Below are 25401 nucleotides of genomic sequence, written 5' to 3'. Positions count from 1 at the left end.
GCGCGTGGCCGAGCAAACATCATATGGACGTCAGTTTATTGATGAAGATGACATCGAAGCAGTGGTGTCGGCACTTCGTGCGCCCCTGCTCACCGGTGGTCCAAGTATTGAGAAGTTTGAAGACGAACTGAAGGTTGCTACAGCTGCTCCACATGCCATCGCTTGTTCCAATGGTACCGCAGCACTTCACCTCGCAATGCTCGGACTTGGCATCGGCCCGGGAGATGTCGTTATTGTGCCAGCTATTTCATTTGTAGCCAGCGCCAATTGCGCACGTTTTGTCGGCGCCGATGTTATTTTTGCTGATGTCGACCCAGAAACCGGTTTGATGACACCAGAAACTCTCGAAACCGCGATTGAAGATGCTTCAACTCTTTTTCCAAATGCGACGCTTAAGGCCGCTATTACAGTTCATTTAAATGGTCAGACTGAGAACGTTGCGGCTTTGGTTGCTAAGTGTCAATCTGCATCTATCGTATTGGTGGCCGACGCCTGTCATGCATTGGGAACATCTTATGGTCCTGAAGAAAAATGGGTTGGCTGTGCTGCTGATGCAATATGTGAGACCTTCAGCTTTCACCCGGTTAAGGCAATCGCGACAGGTGAGGGCGGAGCCGTAACGTGTCGTGATGATGAATTGGCCAATCGAATAGCGCTGTTGCGTAGTCACGGCATTACCCGCCGCCGAGAGAATTTCCGCAATCCATCGGATCAAACATCCGGCCGTTGGTATTACGAAATGCAGGAACTCGGTTTCAATTACCGAATGTGTGATATTCAGGCGGCTCTTGGTACTTCACAGCTGGCGAAACTCCACCGCTTTTCCAAGTATCGCGCTGAACTCTTCAGAACATACACGGAGACTTTAAAAGACCTCGATCCGTGGCTCAGACCGATCGAGCACTTGCCTTTCAGTAAGCCGAACTGGCACCTGATGTCGGTAAAAGTTGATTTTGATAGGGTTTCGGTTTCACGTGAAGATGTCATGTCTGCATTGGCAGATGAAAATTATGGTTCTCAGGTGCACTACATACCGATCTTTGAACAGCCTTACTACAGAGACTATCTGTCTGGCGTGAATCAAAATGCTGCAGATCGTTGCCCGGGGGCGCTTGAGTACTATGCGAAGCAATTGAGTTTGCCTTTGCACATGGGGGTGACCGCCGAAGATGTTCACCAGATCACCGCAGTACTTCAAAAAATATTAAAGGCGAGGCGTTAGAAATGGTAGAAATTTCTGGAAGAAAAATTGGTGACGGCCACCCTGTTTTCATCACATTTGAGGCAGGCCCAACGCATACTGGCCTGGCCTCAGCGAAACGGCTGGTGGATCAGGCTGCGGCATCTGGGGCAGATGCAATTAAGTTTCAGATTCTGACCGCCAGTCGTCTTGTCCGTGATCCCGATATGATGGTCAAATACGGATATCTCAGCGATCGATCATCTAAAGAGATATCTTACTATGAAGAACCACTCAGAGATGTACTCGAACGGCGGAGTCTCGAGAAAGAGGAATGGCGTGAGCTTAAGGCACATGCGGACTCTAAAGGCATTCTTTTCTTCGCAACTGTCTCTTACGAAGAAGAGATAGACTTCGTTGTCGAAATGAATTGCCCTTCAATCAAGATTGCGTCGCTCGATGTGAACCATATCCCGTTGCTTCGCGCCGCGGCACGAAAGAATCTCTGCATTCAATTTGATACCGGAAGTGCAACGATCGGTGAAATAGAAACAGCTGTCGATTTGCTTATGTCTGAAGGTAATGAGAACTTTATTATTCACCATTGTCCGTCCGGGTATCCAGCACGTTTGGAGAGCATTAATCTGCGCATCATCCCAACGCTGAAACAGATGTTTGGATGCCCTGTAGCTTTTTCAGATCATACGCCTGGCAACGACATGGACATTGCTGCAATCGCAATTGGCGCGAACATGATTGAAAAAACGATAACGGAAGACCGTACAGCCAAAAGCCCGGAACATGTTATGTCCATCGAGGGTAATGAACTACCGCAGTTTGTTGAAGCGATCCGCAATCTCGAAGTCGCACTCGGGAGCGCCAGACGTCGAATGTCTGATGAGGAAAAACAGCGGCGCGCGTTGCGACGTCGTTCCGCTTTCGCGCGATCGACGATTCCTGCAGGCACACCAATACATGAAGCAGATCTCGATTACTCGAGGCCTGGAAACGGGCTCGCTCCTGACGAAGTCGAGCGGTTCGCTGAAGCGAGGCTAAAACGTGATGTGCTCAAGGGTGAATTGGTGCACATACATGATCTTGAGTTTTAGAGCATGTCTTCGGTCGCGATTATACCGGCGCGCGGCGGCTCTGTCAGGGTTCCTCTCAAGAATATAGTCGAAATTTGTGGAAAACCCGCCGTGGCCTACCCTATCGAAGTCTGCGTTGAAAGCGGTGTTTTTGATGAGGTTATCGTGTCGACCGATCACAGCGAAATCGCGCAGATCGCAGAAAACTACGGCGCATCGGTACACAAGCGCAGTCCAGAGCTCTCCGATAGCGTAGCTAAGGTGAGGGATGTAGTTGTTGATGTTCTTGAAAACAAGGAATGCGAGTTAGGGTGCATCGTTTATCCAACAGCAGTTCTTATTCAGGTAGATGATATCCAGGCGTCACATGCTATGATCGATAACGATGCGGCGCTGGATTTTGTACTAGGTGCATCTGCTATGCATCCTCATCCATATAAAGCTCTGAAGCAGACATCCGCCGGATGTCGACCGGTGTTTGGCGAAAAAATTGACATGAAGGGGCAGGAGCAACCAGCATACTTTGCTCCAAACGGGACCTTGCATTGGTTCAGACGAGGGGCGTTTCTGCAACAAAGTGATTACTGGCAGGCGAACCGAGCGCTGTATCCCATGAGTAAACTCCGTTCATTTGATATGGATGAGCCTGAGGATGTTGAAATAATACGCGCGATAAAGCGATACCAGATCGAGACGGCAAGCTGACAGAGCATGGAGCGGAAAAAGAAACTTCTTGTGTTGACTGATACCGGAGGTCGGTACGGGTACGGTCACGTTATGCGCTGCCTCAATATTGTCGAAGCGCTTGATCCAGAATATTGGGAAATCAGTTTCGCAGCCGGGATGTCCGATCTGGAGTGTTTTGATGAACGCTTCGCAAAATACCGCATTTACGACTTCGGAGCGTCCTCGATGCAACAGGTTGCATCTCTCCCTACGAGTGACTGGGTTTTGCTGGATTCCTTCGCCGTTTCGCAGAGTTTGGAAATTGCACTAAAAGCTACAGGGCGATCGGTATTTGTCATTGATGGTATGCTCAGGCCTCACGACGTTGACGTTTTGCTAGATCCGATTGAGCGTCCTACAAAATTGCGTCTCGCCCACTCACAATTCGCTACATTACTCCTTAGTGGCCCACGTTTCGCGGCGATTGACAGACGCTTCTCAGAGATTTCGGCGTTATCTTCAACCGCACCAACACATATCGGGGTCTCTATGGGTAGCGCAAAGAATGCCGAAGATACCGATGCGATCCTTCAGAGCCTCGAACGCATCGGGTACAACAGTGATGTGCATGTGGTTGGAGGCTTTGATAGGCGGTTGAAACTAAGCTTCCCGATCAAGTGTAGTGATTGGGTGGCCAACGGCCCAGAGCATCTGAGCAATTGTTCAGCGGTAATCGGAACCTGTGGTATGTCAGCTTGGGAGCGTTGTGCTGCGGGCGTTCCATCTCTTTCGTTTCAAACGATCGAAAATCAAAAGCATGTCGCAAACGCGCTTGCCGCTGAAGAAGCTGGACTGATCGTTCGCGATGCCCCAAGCCGAATGATGTCGGCTGAGTTAGACGCCTACCTCAAGCATTTTATCCACAATAGCTCCATCTGGGAACGATATGCTGAACGAGGCAGAAGACTTTGCGACGGGCTAGGCAGTTGTCGTATTGCCCAAGCCCTTGAGGAATTTGATTAGAAGGTCAAGAAAATTTGAGCAAGCCAATCTATCTCATAGCGACTGAAAGGAGCGGGTCGAACTTCCTTAGAAAGTCTCTCTCCGAGAGGCAAAGCGAGGTTTGCTGCACAATTCCGCCAGCTCATTTCTTGCGAACCTTCAATTTCTGGTCTCATTGCCTGGGACCATTTCACCATGATGATACTTGGCTGCGGTTAATCAGTTTCTACCAACGATCAACGCTCGAACGCGCCGTGCCTTGGCACTTTAGCGAGAATGTTGAAATTATCGCCCAAACCTATGAGGATCGTTATGGTGATAAGAGAGACCCGGTTCGGTTGGCGGATCACTTCTATACGCGCTTTGCGCTACGACAAGGATTCTTGTCTTATCTTTGCAAAGATATCTGGTTGAACCAATTTGCGCTCGAAATTGCTTCCGCGCTACCGGCTGCGCAGTTTATACATCTAGTTCGCGATCCGCGCGATGTGGCCGCAAGCCAAAAACGTCGCCCATTTGGCCTTCAGGATGTTGGAAACCTCGCCTCAGACTGGAAAACGCAGACAGATCAAATGTTGCGCTATGCGCAGGATACCGAATTGTCAGAAAGAACCATGCTAGTAAGATACGAGGATCTGATCTCTGCACAAGATGACACATGTGATGCCTTGCTTAGTAATCTAAAACTAGAGAAAGCACCTGGAATTGACACAGGATCGATGCCAACGACATTTCATGAATGGAAGAATTTAGACCGCCCCGCTATTGTGGATAACGCAGGCAAATTTCGAAAGCACCTCTCCTCTAAGGAAACACGGATTGTAGAATCATTAACTTGGCACACTATGCGGCTTCTAAATTACAAGCCGTTGGCCACCGCACGACCCGACTTGGGTTTTTTCGAGCGCCGCGTGTATTCGAAATTGGCGCAATTGCGGCAGCGCATTAGATTTGCGATTAAACTTCGAACACTACGATCTGAGCCCATTAACAGGCGCGCGAGCCGTGAATTGGTTCATGAACTGGAACATGGCTTCAGATGATGATATCCAACAAAAACCTATTACAAGACGACATCTTGCATCAAATGAACTCTGCATTGGCACCAACCAATGACGAATGGGTAAAATCACTTCCGCTGAACCAGTTCCCACTAGTCTTCATTGTCGGTGCGCCACGGAGTGGAACAACTCTGCTTCATCAATTGCTGGCAAGCTATGGCCGTTTCGGTTACGTCAACAACCTAATCGCCCGGCTTTGGCGAGTACCCGCCCTTTTTATGGCGCTTGAGCGTGACATCGGTGCGACATCTGAACGATCGGCAGAATTTCATTCTACTTTTGGCAAAACGAGTGGGTCGTCTGGGCCGCACGAATTTGGTTTTTTCTGGCGACGATGGTTGAGATATGAAGGTTCGCACAAAGTGGAGAAGGATGCGGTCCCAGAAGAAATCAGGGAGGCGCTTTTCAGGGAATTGAACGCAGTATTGCATGTCGCAAACCGTGCCGTTGTTTTCAAGAATCTGGCAGCTTGTGGTATGAATGCCGAGTTGCTGGCGCAGATACATACGAACAGCCTGTTTCTAGTTGTTGAGCGTGAAAAGATGGATGTAGTTCGCTCTATCTTGTCTGCGCGAAAAAAAAACTTCGACAGCTATCGGGAGTGGTTTTCCGTAAAGCCACCGCATTGGCAATCTACGGTAGATCGAGAACCATTGGAACAGATTGACTGGCAAATCGACGCTATAGAAAGCCAGTTGAAACAGCAATTAAATGTGCTTGATGAGAGCCGGATCAGAAAGTTAAGGTTTCAGTCAATTGTGGAGCGGCCGAACCAAGTGTTGTCTGAAGTAAGAGATTGGGTAAATCAATTTGGCGGTGCGCTTGAACACCCCTTTCCTGTTAATCAGGAAACTCTACAGCAACCACCGAAAAGATTTTTGCCATACGAATTCGAAGCTGCGCTTTCTCGCCTAACGGATCGCAGGCCCGACGGTTTACCGTTTCAACTATTGGGGGAAGTGGAAAAGAACCAATGATGATAGCCATCATGCAGCCGACCTATTTGCCGTGGGTTGGCTATTTTGATTTGATCCGCTCCGTCGATGCTTTTGTGTTTTTGGACGACGTACCAATGGCACAGCAACGACCGAATTGGCAGAAGGAAAACCGCATTCTTGTAGATGGTCAACCCAGATGGCTCCGGCTGCCAACATTGCGGCCGAGAGGCGATGCAACTCTGATAAACCAGATGACGATCAAAAAAACTGACTGGGCTTTGCAACATTGTGCGTTGCTTGCTCAAGGGTATGAATACGCAGACGGATACGCGAGATACGCAGGTGAATTTGAACAGTTGGTAAAAAAAAACTCGGAAAACCTATGTGCACTAAACATAAGTTTGATATGTTGGATGATGGGTGCATTTGGTCTTAATACAAAAACTGTCCTTTCAAGCGACCTACCAGTTTCGACTGCTCGCAAGGACGCTAAGATAATCGAAATTTGCAAAAGTCTCGGTGCACAGAAGTATTTTTCGCCCAGCGGCGCAAAAGACTACTGCAAGGAGGAGAGCTTTGAGAGAGAAGGTCTTGAACTCATTTTTCAGAACTATACTCCCAAGCAATACCCTCAAGCAGGTGCTGACTTTGTTTCACATATGTCTGCCATTGACCTGATTTTCAGGCATCCCCTGACTTGTGGAAACTATCTCTAGCTTCTGGACACTTAAATTTCCGCCGTGCGCATGATTCAGCGCGCCCAAAACAAGCGGTGAACATGTCCAATCTTTTCTGACTGAGCGACAAGCAGTTTGCCCGTCTGGAACCCTTCTTTCCGAGGTCTCTTGGGAAGCCTTACGTTGACGATCGGCGGGTCTTGAGTGGAATTATCTTCATCAATCGCAAAGGATTAGGTTGGTGCAGCGCGCCCAAGTAATACCGCCCGTACAAGGCGCTCAACAATTGTTGGAAACCGTGGGGCGACAAGGGAACCACCCGAGAGTAAGAAAACAATTCAACCTTCCGGTAGTTTTGCTTGCTATCAAAACATCGATGATCCAATTCGACATCAGGAAAGAATGCATCTCTAATCATGGCACAACCGGCCCAAACCGTCTGTTGACTACCACACTCGCTCGCTGCACTGCGGCCCGTCGAACCTGCCGTTCGCTGTGGGTGCGAAAGATACCCCCGCGGACGAGACTTATTCCTTGAATGCAATGGGGTTGTGCTACTAATAACTCGTGGCCGCGCAGCCCGGGCCGATACAGGCCCGGGCTACCCGCGGCGCTCCCTAGCTGACCAGGCCGCAGGAGGAGGAGTCGCTGTTGTTGGTGGTGTCAGTCTCCACCACACCATCGACCGGATTGGCATTGACGGTAATCTTGAAGGGGATTTGCTCGCCACCTTTGACGTCGTCAGGGAAGACGAGCGACAGGGTGGTCTCATCCCCGTTTGGCCCCAACGCCGGCGTTGGCAAGTCTACTACCACGCCGCTCTGGAAGAAATCGACCCGTGTGGTCGATGGTCCCGCGGCCCCTGCACCAATGTTACGCACGATGATCCTCAACTTGCGTGGTTCCTCACAATACCAAGCCGGGAAGGGTGGCGGACCGGGCGGGAAGGGCTGTACCGGGATCAAATCCGGCTTCTCTTCGGTATCCGGAGGCGGAGGTGGAGGAGGTGGTGGTGGCGTCTTTTTGATCAGCCGAGGCACGACCGGTTCGACATCGATTGTTTCCACTTCACCTTCACCATGGGCTGCAGTGTAGACCGCGACAACGTCCAGCGGTGTTTCGCTGTCGATAAAGACGAACCCCTTCAGGAAACAGCACTCGGCCACACGCAGATGTCGCGCCACGTCTTCGCAATCGATCTCCATCGATTCCCAAGGTCCGAGTTTGTTTTTTGTCCTGGCTGAGACATTGCCCGGTTTCTCGTTTGGCAAGGCAGAGGATACCCGTTTGCGGAAACGCACCGGTTCTCCGCTGCCGTTGCCGATGTTAATTGCTGTGTGATAGCGGCCAGTGGATAAAATGCGGCCTTTGGAACAGCCGCAGACGAACTTGACAGCGTAACGATAGGTCATCTTCGGTTCTTCCTCCTCGCAGCAAGGGGTGTCATCTTCGGCGCGGTTTACCTCCATTCGGCGGAGGGCGACGTTGTTGTCACCAAGCGCCAGCCGGTCGACAGGTAGACTGCCTGCAATCGTCTCGACATTGCTGCGATCGTCCGGCGTATCCGCGCTGGCAAGGATGTATTCCTCGCATAAGTCCTCGGGGCACCACGGGATGGGGCCGACGATCACTTCGTCGCCACAATGCACGGACTGGCCGATGGGCGCTCCTACAATCAGCGGATCCCAGTCGTCCGGCCATGTGGCACCCTTACCTTCGGTCGCGCGGGCCATTGATAACGTCACTGATTGGGCTGGGTAGTTGCCGCGATTGCCGATCCGGACATACAGATAGTTCTCGACGCAGCGGCGCGGCGTTTCATGGTCGGTGCCCCCGTCGGGACGATGCCGGTTCCATATGCCGGGGGCGACATTGCCTGACTGTTGCCAAGGGTATTCACCCTGCCGTCCGTCATCAATGAAGACGTCCACATCGGGCGGTGCTCCGCTGTAGAGGGCTTGTTTCTCAAAGCCCCAGCGCACCACCTTGTGTGCCCAGCCTCCGGCAGCACCATCGAATAGAGCAGTGTTCTGGTCAGATTCCTGCAAGGCGCGGGAAAAACCTTCGACTGTGTTGGGCACGATCCCGGCCAAAAGCGGTACCGCCTGCAGGATCAGATAGATCGTGTAGCGGCTGGCATGTAGCCTGTTGTCCAGATCGGTAGAGTCACCGCCCAGAGATCGATAGATCCGGCCCAGCGTTGTGGCGTTGATCTCGGTTGACAGATATCCGCCCACGTCCATCGTGCCACCCCAGCCCCAGCCCGAGGCAACCGACCGATCCCAACGCCGGGTGATCAGATTGCTGAAGGGGAAGGTGCGGAAACGATCCGGCGCGATGCCCTGCGGATCGTAGAGAATTGCCGCCAGCGCGTCACCAAAGCCATGACAAAAGCCGAAATTGGGCCAATTGAGATGATCCCACAGCACCGCGTGCCCGAACTCATGCGCCGAAACGCGCGAGTCTGTAGCCATGCCGACCGTGGACCCATTGGCCGCCAGTGCATAGCGAAATCGTAGAACACCGTCGCCTATGGCATTGCCGGGTGCCTGGGCGTTCACCGGCCCTGCAGCGGGATTGAACCAACGGTGATCCACATCCACTGGAAAGGTTACCCCGTCGAAATAGCTGGGTAGATCGAAGCCCAGCGACTGCACGAAGCGATACAGGAAGTCATGGTTGTAGTAAGCACAGACCGCCGCGAAATCGTCGCTGTCGGCGGGATAGTCAAAGACCGATGCGGCACCGGTATTTTCAGTCGGTGGGGCGATGTTCGGCGTGTCGAGGTCGCGTACCGCCACTAGTTCGCCGCTCAGCTCCACCGGTGCGCCTCCGCCCGGTAATATTAACCGTTCCAGTGCCACCAGCTCGCGTTGTGCGTCCAAAAGCGCGACCGGCGCCGTCGGATCAAGCTCGGAATCTCCTGAAAGCGAGATAGGGTCGTCAGTAAAGACATAGCCCGAAACACAGCCCACCAAGGGCCGGATATAGAGCACCGCGTTGGTCTCCCAGTCGACTAGTGCCCGCCAGTTCAGCTCTCCGTAGTCGGGAATTTTGCAGCCAAAATGCACAAGGCTCGCGAAACGCCATTCGCCGTCCTTAAGGCCCTTTGGTACACGGCCGATATCCGGCAGCGGGGTCAACTCGGCTCCTTCGATCTCACCTGGTTCTTTGTGCGGCAGACGATGTTTCGCGTCGTAGCGATAAACAAAGTCCTGGGTGTCATTGACTTTGAATTTTGTGAATTTGGCCCCTTTCGCAGCTTCGCGCAGAACCGTGCCAGCTTGTTTGTCGCGGCTGGCCGGCGGTGTGGGGGGATTGCCGAGTTCGATATCCGCAGCGACGCTTGAGGACGAACCGGTGACCACATTGTCTGGACCAGCCATGCGCAGCGTCAGGCCACGCTCCCAGACCGGTATGCCGTGAAGGGTCTGGCGAAATGTGAAAATCAGAAAGGACTGTACCGCCTTGGCTTCTTCCAGCCGCAGCTTACTGCCCTCCTCGCGATCATACTTGCCCGAAACACTCTCACCGAGCCGATCAAGAAAATCAGGCGTTATCCGGTAGAGGCCCGCCACTTCGGCGACATAGGCCTGGGCCACATCCAGCGCACTGGTTCCTTTTGTACGCCCCTCAACAGGGTCGCCATGATGCTGAAGTCCAATGATTGCGCCGTCTGGCGCGCGTTCAAATACTGTTTCCGGCATGTCTGCCTCCGTTCAAAAGCATCCTGAAACGCTGGCCCAGAGGCCCCGGATCGCCCGGCCGAACGGCTAAAAAACTTATTGCAAAAATAATAACGAAACGCGATGGCCGGAGAAACCCAGCGGCGATCTTGCCAACAAGGCAACAGTAACATTTACTGCCGATTCCCGCAAAGTCAGCCGTCTGCGTCAGTAGGCGCGGCCACTCTTGAGTTACAATCTCCTAACGCTCGTGCATCTCGGTCAACGCATGTCGGATGTGTCGCAAACTCTGGTGTCCAGTTGACGAGCCTTTGTGATCTGACGATCGTTTCCGCCGAATAGATTTCGAACAGGTTACTTGAGCATGATCTCGTTGAAGGGCTGTCATTTCCCCAAGGATGCTGTTTTGTACGCGGTGTGCGAGTTGACCATGTCAAATTGAATAGGTGGGTTGTGAAATACTCGCCGATCATCGCAGCTCGTGCGCAATCAAAGAAACGCCCAACGTTGAGCTCCTGGCGTATGGAGGAGACCTATATTCCTGTTCGCGGCAAATGGATCTACCTCTATCGGGTCGTCGACAAGGCAGGAAATACCCATGATTTCATGCTGTCTGAGCGCAGGAACCGTCCAGCGGCAGCCAGGTTCTTTGCCAAAGCTCTGTCGTCAAATGGAATCCCGAGCAAGATCGTCATCGACAAAAGCGGAGCCAACGCAGTGGGCATTCGAGAGGTGAACAAAATCCTTAATCGGTTTGGTTGCACCGGCAAAATTCATACAGTCAGGTCCAAGTATTTAAACAACCTGATCGAGCAGGATCATCGGTTTATCAAGCGACGCATCCGGCACATGTGCGGGTTCAAATCGTTCAGATCCGCCTCGGCCACACTGGACGGCATTGAGGTCGCCAACATGATCCGAAAACAGCAATCCCCCAGCACTAAAACATCTGGTTTTCGGCAATTTGCAGAGATCGCATGATAGGTGTATCCAGCAAGTCGCTGACTTTGGCCGTTCCAAATATTTGCCACACATCCCACGAAGCTTCCGGATTGGATCACTTTTTTGGTTTTGCTATCTTAGATTGGAAGGCCTGCATTTAACCATCCTTCCCGCCATTGCTCCGAGCATTCGGGAACGCTGAATATGGGCAGTCTCGTTTGCTCTTTGATGTCGAGATCGGGACGAAGTTCCTTCAGTTCAGCGACCGCAGCCGTTGCTGACTCAAGGTCTCCGTTTTGAGCCAGGGATGCGATAAGCATGAGATGCGTAATCACGAATTTCGCCCTAATGGCCAAGGCGTTTCGATTGGCCTCTACAGCTTCGGCATAGCGCCCAAGTTGGAAAAATGCGGAGGCTTGCCCGACATAGGCTGCGTGCCGCATCGGATCTTTTGGACTGAGATTGATCGAGTGTGTAGCGTGTTCTAGGGCTTCTTCGGGTCTGTCGAGAAAATTCAGATTGATGCCAGCGAGCATATGAACGATCGCAGCGTTTGGATTTTCAGAGAGTGCTTGTTTGAAAACTGCGCGCGCACGCGGCAGGTCTTGTGCAAGCATCGAGATCGAGTGTGCGGCGTAAGCCAACGCAATTCCATCCGCGCGATCACTTAACAATACACGTTCCGCTGCGGCGACGGCAGCCTTTGGCCCTTCGTCAATCGGTTTCAGCCCCTGCACCATCCTTTGGATATGCAACCACGCAAGCAATCCAGCTGCCGACGGGTAGTCGGGATCGCGCTCCAACGCCAGACGCGTAAGGCGAATGGCCTCACGGTTGTCTTCGTCCGTCAGCAGATGAAAGTGTGATTGAGCCTGAAGATAAAGTTCATAGGCATCCAGGTTTTCCGTCGGTTTCGCCCGAGCGCGGACCGTCTCGGCATGGCGAACGGACGGTTCGATCGCCGTGACAACTTCCCGTGTGACTTGATCTTGCAAGTCAAAAACATCGTCCAGCGTTCCATCGAAACGGTCAGCCCAAAGATGACTGCCATTCTCTGCATCAATTAACTGTCCTGTAATGCGAAGACGCTGGCCTGCTCGCCTAACCGACCCCTCGAGCACATATCTCACGCCGAGCGCCTGCCCGACTTCGCGAATGTCGGTACTCTTTCCTTTAAACGTGAAAGATGAGTTTCGCGCCACGACCATCAACCAACGAAATCGAGACAACTCTGTTATGATGTCCTCTGTAATTCCATCTGCAAAAAACTCTTGCTCAAGGTCGCCAGACATATTGTCAAACGGAAGCACAGCAATACCGGGTTTCTCAGATTTGACAGATGCACTTGTCGTCGCCGAACCGACAGGCCACTGCCAGACACCAACGGGACGAGTAATGTTTTTCAATTCAGTCTGCTGACCACCAGAGAACGACGCGGCGGCATTCCTGTCTAAGCTGTTATGTGCTGTGTCTGAAAGCAGTATCTGCCCCGGTTCTGCTAATGCTTCCAGGCGGGCAGCTATGTTGATACCGTCACCGAATATGTCCTCGCCTTCCGAAACGACTTCCCCGGTATGTATACCGATGCGGATTTGGATCTCCTTTGGTCGGTCAGCGAGCTGAACAGCAATCGCGAATTCTGTGGCGGCTGATGCGGAGCGAAACTCGACAATCCAGCCGTCACCCATGCTTTTGATCAGTTGTCCTTCATGAACTGCCAAAGCGGGTATCAGATGATCTTCACGGAAAATCTTCAGTGCTTTGAGCGTTCCGTCCCTGTCCTGATCCATCAACGCCGAGTATCCGGCGACATCAGCCGCCAGCACTGCAGCAAGCCTCTTTTCCATGTTTCTCCCCCCGCTTGTTGGAAGCTAGCCAGAAGAAGGAGCACTGTCAGCCAGATATTTTGGCAAAGAGGTCCCATTGGGAAAGCGCAACCGCTTTTGGCTCGCTCCTACCTTAGGTGCATTGCAGCATCCATATGCCAAGCTGATCCTTCGCAAAACCCCCACCAATAACCGAATGACATGAACAACTAGCTGTAACACAATATGGTTGAGGAGAGTACTACGTGAGATGTATTTGACAGCATTTCAGACTGGTTGCAGAAGCTGGCCTTTTTCGATGGGGATATCGGTGGTTTAGTCCAGCATTTAAGCCATCGGTTGGTCGATGGTGGAGTTCCGGTCGCGCGTGTTTCACTTGGTCGTTTGATAATGCACCCCGTTATTGGGCTGCTTGATGCGACTTGGGATGCTTCAAGCGATCGATTGGATTGGACTGTTATGCCATGGAGTTCGGTTACGGATGATCTTTTTGACAAAGCTCCATTTGGTGAAAACACCAAAGTAACAGAAAAACTCGCTAAGAAGTTCATTAATACCGAGATTTGGGACTTGGTCGACAGCATGGATGGCGAATTTGAAATGATGCCGTCAATTCGCGCTGATCTCACTGATCCGTAGGTCTGGGAAAACTACCCAATATACCAAAAGCTTGCCGCATCGGGCATCACTGACTACCTCGTTTTTCTTACCATGAGATCAATGGTCTTAGGCGTCTGTCCACACCATTTTTTGGGACGGCTCGTGTTTTCTCTGAGCAGTTTTTGGCTGCCGAATTGATGGAAGCACATTTGGGCAGGATTTCAGGTCGCTCTATCTTAAGTGGACAAATATCGCGTGGCGATGTTCGAGAGATCGACTGTGCTCTTCTGTACAGTGACATGCATGGCTCGACGGCCCTAAGTCAACGTCTGTCTCCGAGTAAATACGTCGCGGCAGTTAACCGTTATTTTGACTGTGTTGCCGGCGCGGTTCACGACCACGGGGGAGAAGTTCTAAAATTTGTTGGCGACGGCTTGCTTGCGATATTCCCGTTTGACGGACGTAGAAGGTTACCAGAGGACGTGTGTGAAGCAGCATTGTCGGCCGCAAGAGACGCATTCCAAAGGCGGGAGGAAATCTTGACTGAGGACCGAATGGACTTCGGTATTGGTCTGCACATGGGGGCTGCCGTTTACGGCAATGTTGGCACTGAAAGAAGGCTGGATTTCATTGGCGGTCGCAACGAATGCGGAACGAAGTGTCGCTGAGCAGTCACTTGCAGCCGTAGGGACGAGGGATCTTTTCGACCATTTGATCAGTATCTCTGACGGCGTTCGGCCAAAACCTTCGCCAGAGTTATTCAAACTAGCGGCAAAACGTTTGGCGGTACCTCAAAACGACGTTTTGGTTATCGAGGATTCACCGCAAGGTGTTCAGGCAGCAATAGACGCGGGCATGAGCGTCCTACAGCTTATCGATTGAAGCACGGGCATTTAATTGCCGCCGTTGGTGTCAGGTATAGTCTATCTTCCACCAGTCCTTCGAAACGCAGCATTTTGCAGAATGGGTTCGATGCTGACCTCGGTGCCGGTGCAGCAAAGCCCCCTGCCCCGCAAATAACTGACACGGGGTGGCCCAGAGCGGCCTTTCAAACACCAATTCGACGCCTCAAAACCGAATCCCCAAAGCGGTCGTTCATAACACTAGCAATGGCCGATTTGCAGCGGGCCAGCGTCACTGGACGAAGCTGGTCTCAGCTGTTTTTCCTGACAAAAAAGCGTTTTCGCCACATCCAGAGCAAGTCAAGAGCACCCTTTTGCCACAACAATCCCTATTTCATCATGTATCTCCAAATCATACCATTTTGTCTGGTTGGCCGAACCCACCTCCGCCTGGTGTCTCCATTATGAAAACATCTCCCGGAAGCAGTACTGACTGGTCGTTACCGCTAAGCTCTTGAACCAACCCGTTGCCGCGGACAATTGCGTTCTGTCCCGTCGCGCCCGGAGCGCCGCCAGAGGCACCGTGTGGATGGATATCCCGGTGGGACGAAAGGACGGTCACGGTTGTTTCTTCTAAGAACCGCAACCGCCTGCGGATACCATCGCCACCTTTGAACTCACCGGTCCCGCCCGAACCAGAGCGGATCGAAAACTCCTCCAACAGCACCGGGAACCGGCTTTCCAGTACCTCCGGGTCCGTCATGCGGGTGTTTGTCATGTGGCTGTGTACTGCACTGGTACCGTCAAAGCCCTTGCCAGCTCCGGTCCCTCCGCAGATGGTTTCGTAATTTTGATAGGTTGCATTGCCGTAGACAAAGTTGTTCATCGTGCCCTGGCTGCCTGCAACAACCCCAAGTGCACCATAAAGGGTGTCCGCAATGGCTTGCGAGACTTCAGTATTGCCGGAAATGACAGCCGCGGGCGCGTTGGGATTGATCATCGTTCCCGTCGGAACAATCAGATTCAGAGGTTTCATACAGCCTTCGTTCATCGGAATGTCGCTGCCGACCAACGTTCGGAACACGTACAAGACAACGGCACGGCAAATCGCCAGTGGCGCATTGTAGTTGAGGGGCGATTGACCGGATGTGCCCGAAAAATCGATGGTGGCGGTTCGGGATGCCTTGTCTACCGAAATTGCAACTTCGATTTTTGCCCCTCCGTCCAATGGGTAGGAAAAGCTGCAATCTCGCAGGACGTCGAGAACGCGTCGCACACTCTCCTCAGCGTTGTCCTGAACGTGCCCCATATAGGCGTGGACTGTTGGCAGACCAAACTGTGCCGATATCTTGCGCAGCTCGACCGCTCCGGTCTCGTTCGCGGCAATCTGCGCCGCAAGATCCGCCATGTTCTGATCGACATTGCGACACGGGTAACGCCCCGACGCCAACAGTTCGCGCGCCGCGACGTCACGCAATTCACCCCGATCGACCAACAAGAAGTTGTCGATCAACACGCCTTCCTCTTCTATGTGGTGACTATCAGGCGGAGCCGAGCCGGGGGTTTTACCGCCGATATCAGCGTGATGGCCGCGCGAGGCGACGGTGAACACAATTTTCTCACCCGCTTCGTCAAAAACTGGGGTGATAACGGTGACGTCGGGAAGGTGGGTGCCGCCGTTATAGGGGTTGTTCATCATGAATACGTCGCCTGGACGGATCTTACCCTTGTTTTGGCGCAGGATCGTTCGAACGCTTTCCGACATCGAGCCCAAGTGCACGGGCACATGCGGTGCGTTGGCAACCAGATCACCGTTTTGGTCAAATATCGCGCAGGAAAAGTCGTACCGTTCTTTGATATTCACTGAATACGCCGTATTGGCAAGGGTCGCCCCCATCTGTTCGGCGATAGACATGAAAAGGTTGTTGAACACTTCCAGCATAACCGGATCGACATTTGTGCCAACCGCCTCAACCCGCTGCAGTGGTATTTCGCGCGTCAGGACCAGGTTGCCACCGCTCAGACAGGTGGCGGTCCAGCCGGCTTCGACGACATTTGTCCCGGTGGGTTCGGTCAAGATCGCCGGACCTTTGATCGATTGGCCTATGCCAAGCTCCGTCCGATCAATAAGGGGAACCTGTTTGCGTTGCCCACTGCAATAAATCGTCACCTGAACCTGAGTGGCCTCGGCCGCGGTGTTGTCGGGCAAAGTGACCTGCTCACCCGTCTTTCCGATTGCCTCGGTCACCAGCATCTCGATGATCAGATCACTGGTATCCGGTGCAAATCCGAAGCGCTGCTTGTGCGCCTCAACGAAAGCATTGCGCATCGTATCCGGGTCGGAAAACGGTACCGACAGACTTTGCTGAGCGTCCGCGGGACGGATATGGGCAGTTGCTGAGATCGAAATATCTACTTCGGCCACGCCCTGCGCCGCAACCTCAGCCCTGGCGGACTTCGCTAGAGCATCGCAGATATTCTGTGCCTCTGTATCCAGAATAGAGGACTGGAACTGGTGTTCCCGGATCGCTGTGATGTCCGCCAAACCCATTCCAAAGGCCGACAACACGCCCGCATAAGGGTGTATGAAAATCCGTTCCATCCCCAACGCGTCGGCGACCAGACAGGCGTGCTGTCCCCCGGCGCCGCCAAAGCAATTCATAGTGTATTTAGTGACGTCGTAACCGCGTTGCACACTGATTTTCTTGATCGCGTTCGCCATGTTCTCAACAGCGATCCGCAAGAAGCCCTGGGCAAGTTCCTCAACTGATTTATCCGTGCCCATTTCGGCCGCCAGAGCTTCAAATTTTCTGCGCACAATTTCCTTGTCCAACGGTTCGTTGCCTTCATGGCCGAAAACCGAAGGGAAATGCTCGGGCTGCAGTTTGCCAAGCAAAACATTGCAGTCGGTGACGGTCAGCGGGCCGCCGCGTCTATACGCAGCAGGTCCGGGGTTGGCGCCGGCACTTTCCGGCCCGACCTGCATCCTGCCATCGCGAAAGGACAGGATAGATCCGCCGCCTGCGGCAACCGTATGGATCGACATCATCGGCGCGCGCATTCGGACGCCTGCAACTTCGGTTTCAAAGGACCGTTCATATTCACCGGCATAGTGACACACATCCGTAGACGTACCGCCCATGTCGAAGCCAATCAGTTTGTCAAAACCATGATCGGCAGCGGTGCGCACCATCCCGACCACACCGCCCGCCGGGCCGGACAAGATTGCATCACGACCTTGGAACAGATCCGCGTCGGTCAATCCTCCGTTGGATTGCATGAACATCAATTGATCGCACCCGCCTTCATCGGCACCCAAAGCTGTCGCTACCTGCTCTACGTATCGACGAAGAATGGGTGACAAATAGGCATCAACCACTGCAGTGTCTCCGCGGCCCACCAGTTTGATCAGTGGGCTCACCTCGTGGCTAAGCGAGATTTGCGGGAACCCAACGGCATGTGCCAGCGCACCGATCTGTTTTTCATGATCGGGGTGCTGGAAGCTGTGCATAAGCGCGATAGCGACGGAACGATATCCTTCCGAATAGGCCTGTTCCAACGCGGTTTTCGTTTTGTCGATATCCAGCTGTGTTACGACCTCGCCATTCGCCGCGACACGTTCCTCGACTTCGACAACGTCTTCGTACAGAAGCTCGGGCAACCGAATATTCAGATCAAACAGGCGCGGTCGGTTCTGGTATCCGATCCGCAGAAGATCACGCAGCCCCTTGGTTATGAATAAAATGGTCCGGTCGCCGTTGCGTTCCAGCAGCGCGTTGGTCGCAACTGTGGTTCCCATCTTTACCGCACGAATTGACCCTTTTGGGATGTCCTGATCGCTTTCCAGACCCAGCAATTCATGAACACCTTGTACAGCGGCGTCGGCATAGCGTTCGGGATTCTCGGACAGCAATTTATGTGTCAGCAAACTCCCATCCGGCTTGCGTGCAACGATGTCGGTGAACGTGCCACCACGATCAACCCAAAACTGCCACATGGACATAACTCCTCTGTTTGCCGGCCAAACCGGCATTGAATTTCATGAAGGTGGAAAAGATGCCTTGAAGGTTTAGTACACCAGTGAAGGCAACCAGGTTGCGAGCTTCGGAAAAACCAAAAGAAGCCCAAGCATGACGAACATGGTAACAACAAATGGCAATGCGCCGCGGATCACATCCATCATGGGTCCTGCTTTCCTGATCCCTTGCACCACATAAAGGTTGATCCCAATGGGCGGCGTGATCAGAGCGGTTTCCAGAAGTACCATCAACAAGATGCCGAACCACACTGGATCAAAGCCGAGCGCCACGACGATCGGAGTGACCAGCGGCGCCATGGTCAACAGCATGGACAACGTCTCCATGAAGCAGCCGATCAGGATCAGCACCGCGACGATCATCAACATGGTTTGCATTGGGCTCCAGCCCAGCCCTGTGACGAAATCGGTCAATGCTTGGGTCAGGCCGATGATTGAAAGGACAAAGTTCAGGAACACCGCAGCAATGATGATCAGCATGATCATGGCGGTCGTGCGCATCGTGCCTTCGATCGCTTGACGCATGGTTTCCATCGACATCTTGCCGTTGAACGCCGCAAGCGCCATCGAGGCAACAACGCCCAATGCTGCGGCTTCGGTCGGCGTCGCCAGACCTGCGTAAATCGAGCCGACGACCACCATGAATATGCCAAGAGGGGGGATCAGTGCGGGAAGTGCAGCAAGCCGCTCTGCCCAGCTGTGGCGTAATTGGTCCCCGCCCCATTCCGGCCTGATCATGCATGCCACAACGACTGTCGCCATGAACAACAGTGCCAGCAGAAATCCGGGCAGAAAGCCCGCCAGATACAGTTCCGGCACCGACGTATTGGTCAACAAACCATACAGGATCAGGTTGATCGAAGGCGGGATGAGAATGCCGAGCGTTCCTCCGGCAGCCACGGTGCCGAGAAATAGCCGTTCGTTGTAACCCCGTTTTTTGATCTGCGGCACAGCCACCGTTCCGATGGTTGCGGCTGTTGCTACGGATGACCCAGACGTGGCCGCGAACAGGGCCGAGGATCCGATATTGGAATGCATCAACCCACCCGGCAACCATCCAAGCCATTTGACGATACCGTCGTACATCCGTTCGGTGATGCCAGCACGCAAAAGGATCTCTCCCATCATTACGAACATCGGGATTGCCACCAGCAGAAAGTCCGTGCTGGTCTGCCATGCCATATCCGATATTGCGCGGTGCAACGGCATCGGGCTGTCGGTCCATTGCAGGATCAGGCCCAGCCAACCCAACGAGGCGGCAATAGGAACGGCCAAACCGATGAGAGCAAGAAGGATCAGGAGTGTCTTGATCAGCATTGGTCTATACCGTCTCGTCTTCTATTTGTTCGTCCAGGGATTTCACGCCGATCAGGTCCTGCACTGCGGCCAGATCGCCGCGAAAGTACTGCCGGATCGCGGTCAGAGCGATTAGAACGCCCGAACCTACAAAGAACATCCATCCCAAGAGCCACGGTATCTGGGGAATGGCCAGTGGAACGCGCATCGGTGTAATTGACCGGGAACCGTTAGTCAGCGTATCGGCCACCATTCCGCACACCATCACAACAATGACCAAAGCAAATCCCGTCAAAAGCACGAGACCAAAAAGGTTGATAAACGGGTGCAGGGCTTTGGGAATTGCTCCAAGCAGGGCGTCAACTCGGATATGCGCGCGTTCAAACAGCGCAAAAGACAGCGCCAACGCGGTTGCCACACCGAAGGCATAGCCCGAGATTTCGTCCGCCCCGCCCAGAGAGATGTTGAAAACTTTACGCAGAAAAACTTCGAGAGTGATAAGGAAGGCCGAAAACACGATCAGTGTACCACCCAGCCATGTCATCCAAAGGCTCAGCCTTCGCGCACCGCCTAAGAGCTTGTCTAACATTTTGATTACCTGATGTTTTGTGGTGGGGCGGCGGGAGTTTGACCGCCCCACTAAATAGGCCGGATTATTTGGCTTCGGCTTTCAGGCCAAGGATCGGGCCAACGGTTTCATTCCAGTTTGCAGCACAATCGGCGCCGCAGCGTTCCGCCCAACGGGCCAGCACGACATCGGTCGCGATCTTGTCCCGTGCGGTCAAATCGTCTGCCGTGGGTTCGACGAGCGTCATGGATCCGGCTTCTCCGATTTCACATGTGCCGCCAGTGATGCAGGAAATTGCAATATCATCTTCGGTTGCCGTCTCTGCCCACATGGATTCCGTCAGAACCGCGAGTTCGGTTTCCAAGAGTGCCTTTTGTTCGGGCGACAGGCTGTTCCATTTGTCCAGGTTCATGGCTCCGAATGCCAGACCCCAGCCGACACGTAAGGTATAGGCATGTGTGGCCACTTGGTTCCACTTGGCCGTATAGGCTGACATGGTCCCGGTGATCGCACAGTCGACGACACCTTTCTCCAGTGCCGGGATAACCTCGGAAAAGGCGACGGTCACGGATGTGCCCCCGACCCCCTCGACGAAGTCACCCAAGGTCGTCGAATAGACACGGATTTTCTTGCCTTCCAGATCGGCAATCCCGTTCACTTCGGCGTTGCACCACAAGGTTTGGCTTGGGAACGGGTACAGCATCAACAGCTTGGCATTGTAGATTTCTTCGAACGCCGCGGATAGGGTGTCGAAATAGGCGTCGGCCACCTGTCGCTGAGTGTCGATATCCTGTGTCAGGGTAGACAAATCGGCACCCTCGAAAATCGCATTTTCAGCAGCAACGTAGCCGGGCAACCCAAATGCAAAATCAAAGACACCGTTCTTGACCATACGCATGATCTCGAAGCCCTTTAGTCCCAAACCGGATTGCGATTGGATCTTTCCGACTATTTCTCCACCTGAAGCCTCGTTGAGCCTCTGGTTAAAGAAAGGCTCTTCGTGTTTCTGGTAATTCGTGAGGCTGGACCAAGTTCCAACTGCATTCAGAACCACGGGATTGTCGGCGATTGCTGCGGTTGCTGTAACCGCGAGCGCGCCGAGCGTTGTTGCGAGTTTCTTCATCTGGTTTCTCTCCTGTTGCATCATTTTGATTGGTAGATTGGTGTTTCGGCGTCATCAGCGATGTCGGTGATCAGCATGTGACCCGGCTTGTGTGTGATCGCGATTGAAGGTTTGGCATTCTTGATCGCAACCTGTGGCGTGACGCCACAAGCCCAGAACATAGGCGTGGTTCCGTCTGGGATCGGAGCCGGATCGCCCCAATCCGGGCTACTTACATCGGCGATCCCAATGATCGCCGGATCGCCCCAATGCACTGGACCGCCGTGTGCCAGAGGAAACTTGCGCGAGATTTCGACAACCTCGTCGACCCTTGAATTAGGGATCGCCCGCATACTGACGACCATAGGCCCCTCGAACGGACCAGATTTAACCGTTTGGATATTGGTCACGAACATCGGCACGGTACGGTCGTTTTCGATGTGCCAGAGCGGTACTTTGGCCTGTTGCAATGCATGTTCGAAGGTAAACGAGCACCCCAATGCGAAAGCCACAAAATCATCGCGCCACAGGTTTCTGAGATCATGAACCGTGTCGGTGTGAACGCCATCGCGATAAATGTAGTAGGCCGGAGTATCGGTGCGGATATCGATATCACCGCCCAAGGTATCCATGTTGGGATTACCTGTGTCGGAAACACCGACAATCGGACAGGGTTTTGGATTTCGCTGGCAGTAGCGCATGAAATCCAACGCGTAAGGTTCGGGCAATATCGCCAGGTTGGCCTGCAGGGTATTTCCGCCCAAACCGGCAGTGTGCCCGCGATAGGCCTGTGACCTGATCTGCGCGCGCACAGACTCTGTTGTCGCAGATTTTAGTGGCTCAAACAGATCGTTCATCACGACGCCTCCCTCATTTGGAATACGTTCGTGTGACCGAGGCATAAAATCAAATTGTATTATTTTTGGCTTCTACATAAAAAGTTTTTATGCTTGTTGAAGCGCTATTTCCTTGGCGATACCCGCTGCAGCCTCAAGCAGATGGTTGCGTGGATCACCCAGATAAGACGCAGAAAATTGAAGGGGTTCGGGAACCCATCCCGGGTTGAATTCGACCAGTTTTCCCTCTTGCACCAGTTTTTTTGCCAGCGAGATCGGGAGGGCGCCTACGCATAGCCCAGCCTCAACCATCCGAAAGCAAGATGACAATGAGGAGGACGGGAAAAGGGAGATTCCGGAACCGAACCGTTCGTACAGAGCGGCTCTCAATACCCGGTACGGCCGAGTGTTCTTGGCGTAGGTCGCGATAGGAATGCCGGCCAGGTCGACATTTTGACCAACAGGTCCACCCGACGCCTGGAACCATGCCAGCGGCACATCCGGCAATACCACGTTGTCAACCGTGTAATCCGAGACCGGCCCAAGCAGGATACCCAGATCGATTTCACGCCCCAGCAACTGGTCCCGTAGGTTCAATGAAATGTCGACGCTGATCTCGATCTTGAGAGAGGGGTATTTTGCGCGCAACGCGCCGACGAATTCGGGCAACCAGCTTTGTGCGATGGTTTCGGACACGCCAAGGCGGATCAACCTGTCAACCGCGCTCGTGTCCACAACGTGCTCTTCGACCAGATCGGAAAGGTGCTGAAATTGCTCGGCATAGTGGATCAGCATATCCCCACGCTTGGTCAGGCGCATTCCGGCGCTTTCACGTTCAAACAACGACGTTCCCAAGACGTCTTCAAGGGACTTGATGCGCGTTGTCACGGCAGGTTGCGTAAGGTTGAGCACATCGGCTGCTTTGCTGACACTGCCGAAGCGCACGACAGCAAGAAATGTTTGTAGATGATCGAGTTTGAGCCGAGACACGCTGATCGCTTTCTGCTGAGAACGGTCCTGATCTTACTATCCTATTACCACTACACAACGCCCTCTCAGCACGGACGCTGAGTATTCCATGCACTCACGATCGCCAAGAAGCGAAATCATTCCGATACACGCTTTTTCAGACGCTATTCTTAGTGCCCCCAAAGCCCCGCTCAAAATGTGCTATCCTTCAGACATCCGCCGACAGGCGCTGCTCGCTCTTCCTCGGCGGATATCACACGGGGGATTGATTGATGACCGAATTTGACCTCGGCACGTATCGTCGTGCCATAACAACTTCATCCGATAAAGCTCAGGAACTTTTCGACCAGGGTCTGGTCTGGTTGTTCGGATATAATCATGAGGCCGCAGCCGCCTGTTTCGAACAAGCACTCACATATGACCCGAAATGTGGCATGGCTCATTGGGGTGTCGCCTATGCCATTGGCCCCAACTACAACAAGCCGTGGGAGTTTTTTGAGCCCGATGAAAAAGCCGCAACGCTTGAGAAAGCCCAACAGTCAATCGAGGTGGCTATGGCATTGCGCAAAACATCCACTCAGGTCGAGGCCGCTTTGATCGAAGCGATATCACATCGTTTTCCTTCGGACCCCGAGATCGAGGATTACACACCTTGGAATGACGCGTTCGCGGATTCAATGCGTGAGGTCTATTCAAACAATCCAAATGATCTTGAGGTCTCATCCGTATTTGCCGAGGCTTTGATGAACCGCACCCCATGGCAGCTTTGGGATTTGAAGAAAGGGATACCTGCCGAAGGGGCTTCGACCAAAGAGGCTCAGACCGTATTGGAAACAGCGTTTGATACCCTGCCTGGCGCTTGGGACCACCCAGGGCTGCTGCATATGTATATCCATCTGATGGAGATGTCGCCTACACCCGAAAAGGCCCTGCGACACGGGGATCGGCTGGTCGATTTGGTCCCAGATAGCGGACACCTGGTGCATATGGCCACGCATATCGATGTTCTTTGTGGTGACTATCAGAATGTCGTCTGGCGCAATCATCGAGCCGCCGCCGTTGACCAGAAATACGAAGCGATGGCAGGGGGCGAGAACTTTTATACCGTCTATCGTGTCCACAATGTGCATTTCGAAGCCTACGGCGCCATGTTCCTCGGGCAGCCTGAAAAGGCACTCGCTGCATCGGAAGAGCTGATGCGGATGCTGCCTGACAATGTGATCCGGTTCTTCCCAGACCTGTTTGAATCTTTCTATGGCAAGAAGGTCCATGTCATGGTCCGATTTGGCATGTGGCAGGAAATTCTGGATGAACCACTGCCCGAAGATGCCGAACTATACAGCTACACTACGGCCGCGATTCAACAGGCACGCGCGGTCGCACTTGCAAACCTGGGACAGCTGGACGCCGCCAAACAAGCACGTGAAGCGGCTGTTGAGACGCGCAAGGCGGTGCCGGAAAGCCGTCTGGTCTTCAACAATACAGCCGAGGATGTTTTGATGATTGGCGAAGCCATGATGGATGGTGAGATCGCCTTCAAATCCGGAGACCAGGAAGGCGGACTAACCCATCTACGTCGGTCGGTCGAACTGGATGACGCCTTGGTCTATGACGAACCCTGGGGGTGGATGCAGCCGACGCGCCACGCGTTGGGCGCGTTGTTGATGGAGGCTGGTCAATTTGACGAGGCCGAAGCGGTCTACCGCGCCGATCTGGGCCTTGACGATACGCTGGCGCGCGCCTGCCAGCATCCGCGCAATATCTGGAGTCTTCATGGCTTGCACGAATGTCTGGTGCAGCGCGGCGAAGAGACTGAAGCGCGGCATATCAAACTCCTGCTGGATCAGGCGGCGGCGCGCGCGACGGTTCCGGTTCACGCATCCTGCTATTGCCGCCGCAAGGTGAGAGCTGCCTAGCCGTCCTCACCTATGTAGCGGTTGTAATTTGTTCAGACCCGTGGGCAAATCAGTACTGGTTTGCCCCCCAACGACGTGTAAAAATTATTTGATAAAACTATTATATTTCTGTCATGTGAGCGCCCTACACCCGCTGAACGAAATTGCATTCCGACAGCCAGGAGCTATCC

19 protein-coding genes and 2 pseudogenes are annotated in these 25401 nt (G+C 53.3%); 13 read left to right on the top strand and 8 right to left on the bottom strand.

What is annotated here, in order from left to right; genetic code table 11:
- Nucleotides 1-4: 4 nt before the first annotated feature.
- From ACR3EJ_RS09680 to ACR3EJ_RS09645, 8 genes and pseudogenes are all read left to right on the top strand, one after another.
- Complete coding sequence (locus ACR3EJ_RS09680; protein WP_170541124.1) at nucleotides 5-1222, top strand: aminotransferase class I/II-fold pyridoxal phosphate-dependent enzyme; 1218 nt, start codon at nucleotides 5-7, stop codon at nucleotides 1220-1222.
- 2 nt (nucleotides 1223-1224) lie between these two features.
- The gene (locus ACR3EJ_RS09675) at nucleotides 1225-2289 is read left to right on the top strand and encodes an N-acetylneuraminate synthase family protein (RefSeq protein WP_170541127.1); all 1065 of its coding nucleotides are present in this window, start codon (nucleotides 1225-1227) and stop codon (nucleotides 2287-2289) included.
- Nucleotides 2290-2292: 3 nt separating this feature from the next.
- Nucleotides 2293-2973 (top strand): acylneuraminate cytidylyltransferase family protein, encoded by a 681-nt coding sequence (locus ACR3EJ_RS09670; RefSeq protein WP_170541129.1) that lies wholly within the window; start codon nucleotides 2293-2295, stop codon nucleotides 2971-2973.
- A gap of 6 nt (nucleotides 2974-2979) precedes the next feature.
- Nucleotides 2980-3957 (top strand): hypothetical protein, encoded by a 978-nt coding sequence (locus tag ACR3EJ_RS09665; RefSeq protein WP_170541132.1) that lies wholly within the window; start codon nucleotides 2980-2982, stop codon nucleotides 3955-3957.
- Between the two features lie 14 nt (nucleotides 3958-3971).
- Nucleotides 3972-4979 carry a sulfotransferase gene (locus ACR3EJ_RS09660; protein WP_170541135.1) on the top strand — a complete coding sequence of 336 codons (1008 nt, stop codon included), beginning with the start codon at nucleotides 3972-3974 and terminating at the stop codon, nucleotides 4977-4979.
- Nucleotides 4976-5974 (top strand): sulfotransferase, encoded by a 999-nt coding sequence (locus ACR3EJ_RS09655; protein WP_170541138.1) that lies wholly within the window; start codon nucleotides 4976-4978, stop codon nucleotides 5972-5974. Before ACR3EJ_RS09660 ends, ACR3EJ_RS09655 begins: the two co-directional genes overlap by 4 nt.
- A complete protein-coding gene (locus tag ACR3EJ_RS09650; RefSeq protein ID WP_170541141.1) occupies nucleotides 5971-6651 on the top strand; it encodes a WbqC family protein in 681 nt (226 codons plus the stop codon). The genes ACR3EJ_RS09655 and ACR3EJ_RS09650 overlap by 4 nt, the downstream gene beginning before the upstream one ends.
- A gap of 80 nt (nucleotides 6652-6731) precedes the next feature.
- Nucleotides 6732-6869, top strand: a pseudogene (locus ACR3EJ_RS09645) (transposase); the annotation flags it as partial.
- Between the two features lie 360 nt (nucleotides 6870-7229).
- Here the strand turns inward: ACR3EJ_RS09645 and ACR3EJ_RS09640 are convergent.
- On the bottom strand, nucleotides 7230-10319 hold the full coding sequence (locus ACR3EJ_RS09640; protein ID WP_170541144.1) for a hypothetical protein: 3090 nt from the start codon (nucleotides 10317-10319) through the stop codon (nucleotides 7230-7232).
- A gap of 343 nt (nucleotides 10320-10662) precedes the next feature.
- Here ACR3EJ_RS09640 and ACR3EJ_RS09635 point away from each other — a divergent pair.
- A pseudogene (locus tag ACR3EJ_RS09635) lies at nucleotides 10663-11279 on the top strand (IS6 family transposase).
- Nucleotides 11280-11377: 98 nt separating this feature from the next.
- Here ACR3EJ_RS09635 and ACR3EJ_RS09630 read toward each other — a convergent pair.
- Nucleotides 11378-13087 carry an adenylate/guanylate cyclase domain-containing protein gene (locus ACR3EJ_RS09630; protein ID WP_170541147.1) on the bottom strand — a complete coding sequence of 570 codons (1710 nt, stop codon included), beginning with the start codon at nucleotides 13085-13087 and terminating at the stop codon, nucleotides 11378-11380.
- Between the two features lie 255 nt (nucleotides 13088-13342).
- Between ACR3EJ_RS09630 and ACR3EJ_RS09625 the strand changes: the two genes are divergently transcribed.
- The 3 genes from ACR3EJ_RS09625 to ACR3EJ_RS09615 all read left to right on the top strand — a co-directional run bounded on the left by ACR3EJ_RS09625 (nucleotide 13343) and on the right by ACR3EJ_RS09615 (nucleotide 14548).
- Nucleotides 13343-13705: a hypothetical protein gene (locus tag ACR3EJ_RS09625; protein ID WP_170541150.1), complete on the top strand. Its 363-nt coding sequence runs from the start codon at nucleotides 13343-13345 to the stop codon at nucleotides 13703-13705.
- A 158-nt stretch (nucleotides 13706-13863) separates the two neighbouring features.
- The gene (locus ACR3EJ_RS09620; protein WP_480423333.1) at nucleotides 13864-14334 is read left to right on the top strand and encodes an adenylate/guanylate cyclase domain-containing protein; all 471 of its coding nucleotides are present in this window, start codon (nucleotides 13864-13866) and stop codon (nucleotides 14332-14334) included.
- Entirely contained in the window at nucleotides 14267-14548 is a 282-nt protein-coding gene (locus ACR3EJ_RS09615; protein WP_170541156.1) for an HAD family hydrolase, read from the top strand. Before ACR3EJ_RS09620 ends, ACR3EJ_RS09615 begins: the two co-directional genes overlap by 68 nt.
- A 372-nt stretch (nucleotides 14549-14920) precedes the next feature.
- On the opposite strand, the gene ACR3EJ_RS09610 is transcribed toward ACR3EJ_RS09615, so the two are convergent.
- From ACR3EJ_RS09610 to ACR3EJ_RS09585, 6 genes are all read right to left on the bottom strand, one after another.
- Nucleotides 14921-18505: a hydantoinase B/oxoprolinase family protein gene (locus ACR3EJ_RS09610; protein ID WP_170541159.1), complete on the bottom strand. Its 3585-nt coding sequence runs from the start codon at nucleotides 18503-18505 to the stop codon at nucleotides 14921-14923.
- Nucleotides 18506-18577: 72 nt separating this feature from the next.
- On the bottom strand, nucleotides 18578-19861 hold the full coding sequence (locus ACR3EJ_RS09605; protein ID WP_170541162.1) for a TRAP transporter large permease: 1284 nt from the start codon (nucleotides 19859-19861) through the stop codon (nucleotides 18578-18580).
- Nucleotides 19862-19865: 4 nt separating this feature from the next.
- Nucleotides 19866-20429: a TRAP transporter small permease subunit gene (locus tag ACR3EJ_RS09600; RefSeq protein WP_480422922.1), complete on the bottom strand. Its 564-nt coding sequence runs from the start codon at nucleotides 20427-20429 to the stop codon at nucleotides 19866-19868.
- A 64-nt stretch (nucleotides 20430-20493) separates the two neighbouring features.
- Nucleotides 20494-21531, bottom strand: coding sequence for a TRAP transporter substrate-binding protein (locus ACR3EJ_RS09595; RefSeq protein ID WP_170703365.1), 1038 nt, complete (start codon nucleotides 21529-21531; stop codon nucleotides 20494-20496).
- Nucleotides 21532-21551: 20 nt separating this feature from the next.
- Nucleotides 21552-22367, bottom strand: coding sequence for a putative hydro-lyase (locus ACR3EJ_RS09590; RefSeq protein WP_170541168.1), 816 nt, complete (start codon nucleotides 22365-22367; stop codon nucleotides 21552-21554).
- Between the two features lie 87 nt (nucleotides 22368-22454).
- Nucleotides 22455-23336 (bottom strand): LysR family transcriptional regulator, encoded by an 882-nt coding sequence (locus ACR3EJ_RS09585; protein WP_010441859.1) that lies wholly within the window; start codon nucleotides 23334-23336, stop codon nucleotides 22455-22457.
- Nucleotides 23337-23587: 251 nt separating this feature from the next.
- Here ACR3EJ_RS09585 and ACR3EJ_RS09580 point away from each other — a divergent pair, with 251 nt between their 5' ends.
- On the top strand, nucleotides 23588-25231 hold the full coding sequence (locus ACR3EJ_RS09580) for a hypothetical protein (protein WP_170541171.1): 1644 nt from the start codon (nucleotides 23588-23590) through the stop codon (nucleotides 25229-25231).
- Nucleotides 25232-25401 lie beyond the last annotated feature (170 nt).

It is taken from the genome of Ruegeria sp. AB11, from assembly GCF_056536325.1.
Note: the sequence above shows the minus strand (reverse complement) of the source record. Positions and strands in the feature narration are given on the sequence as shown.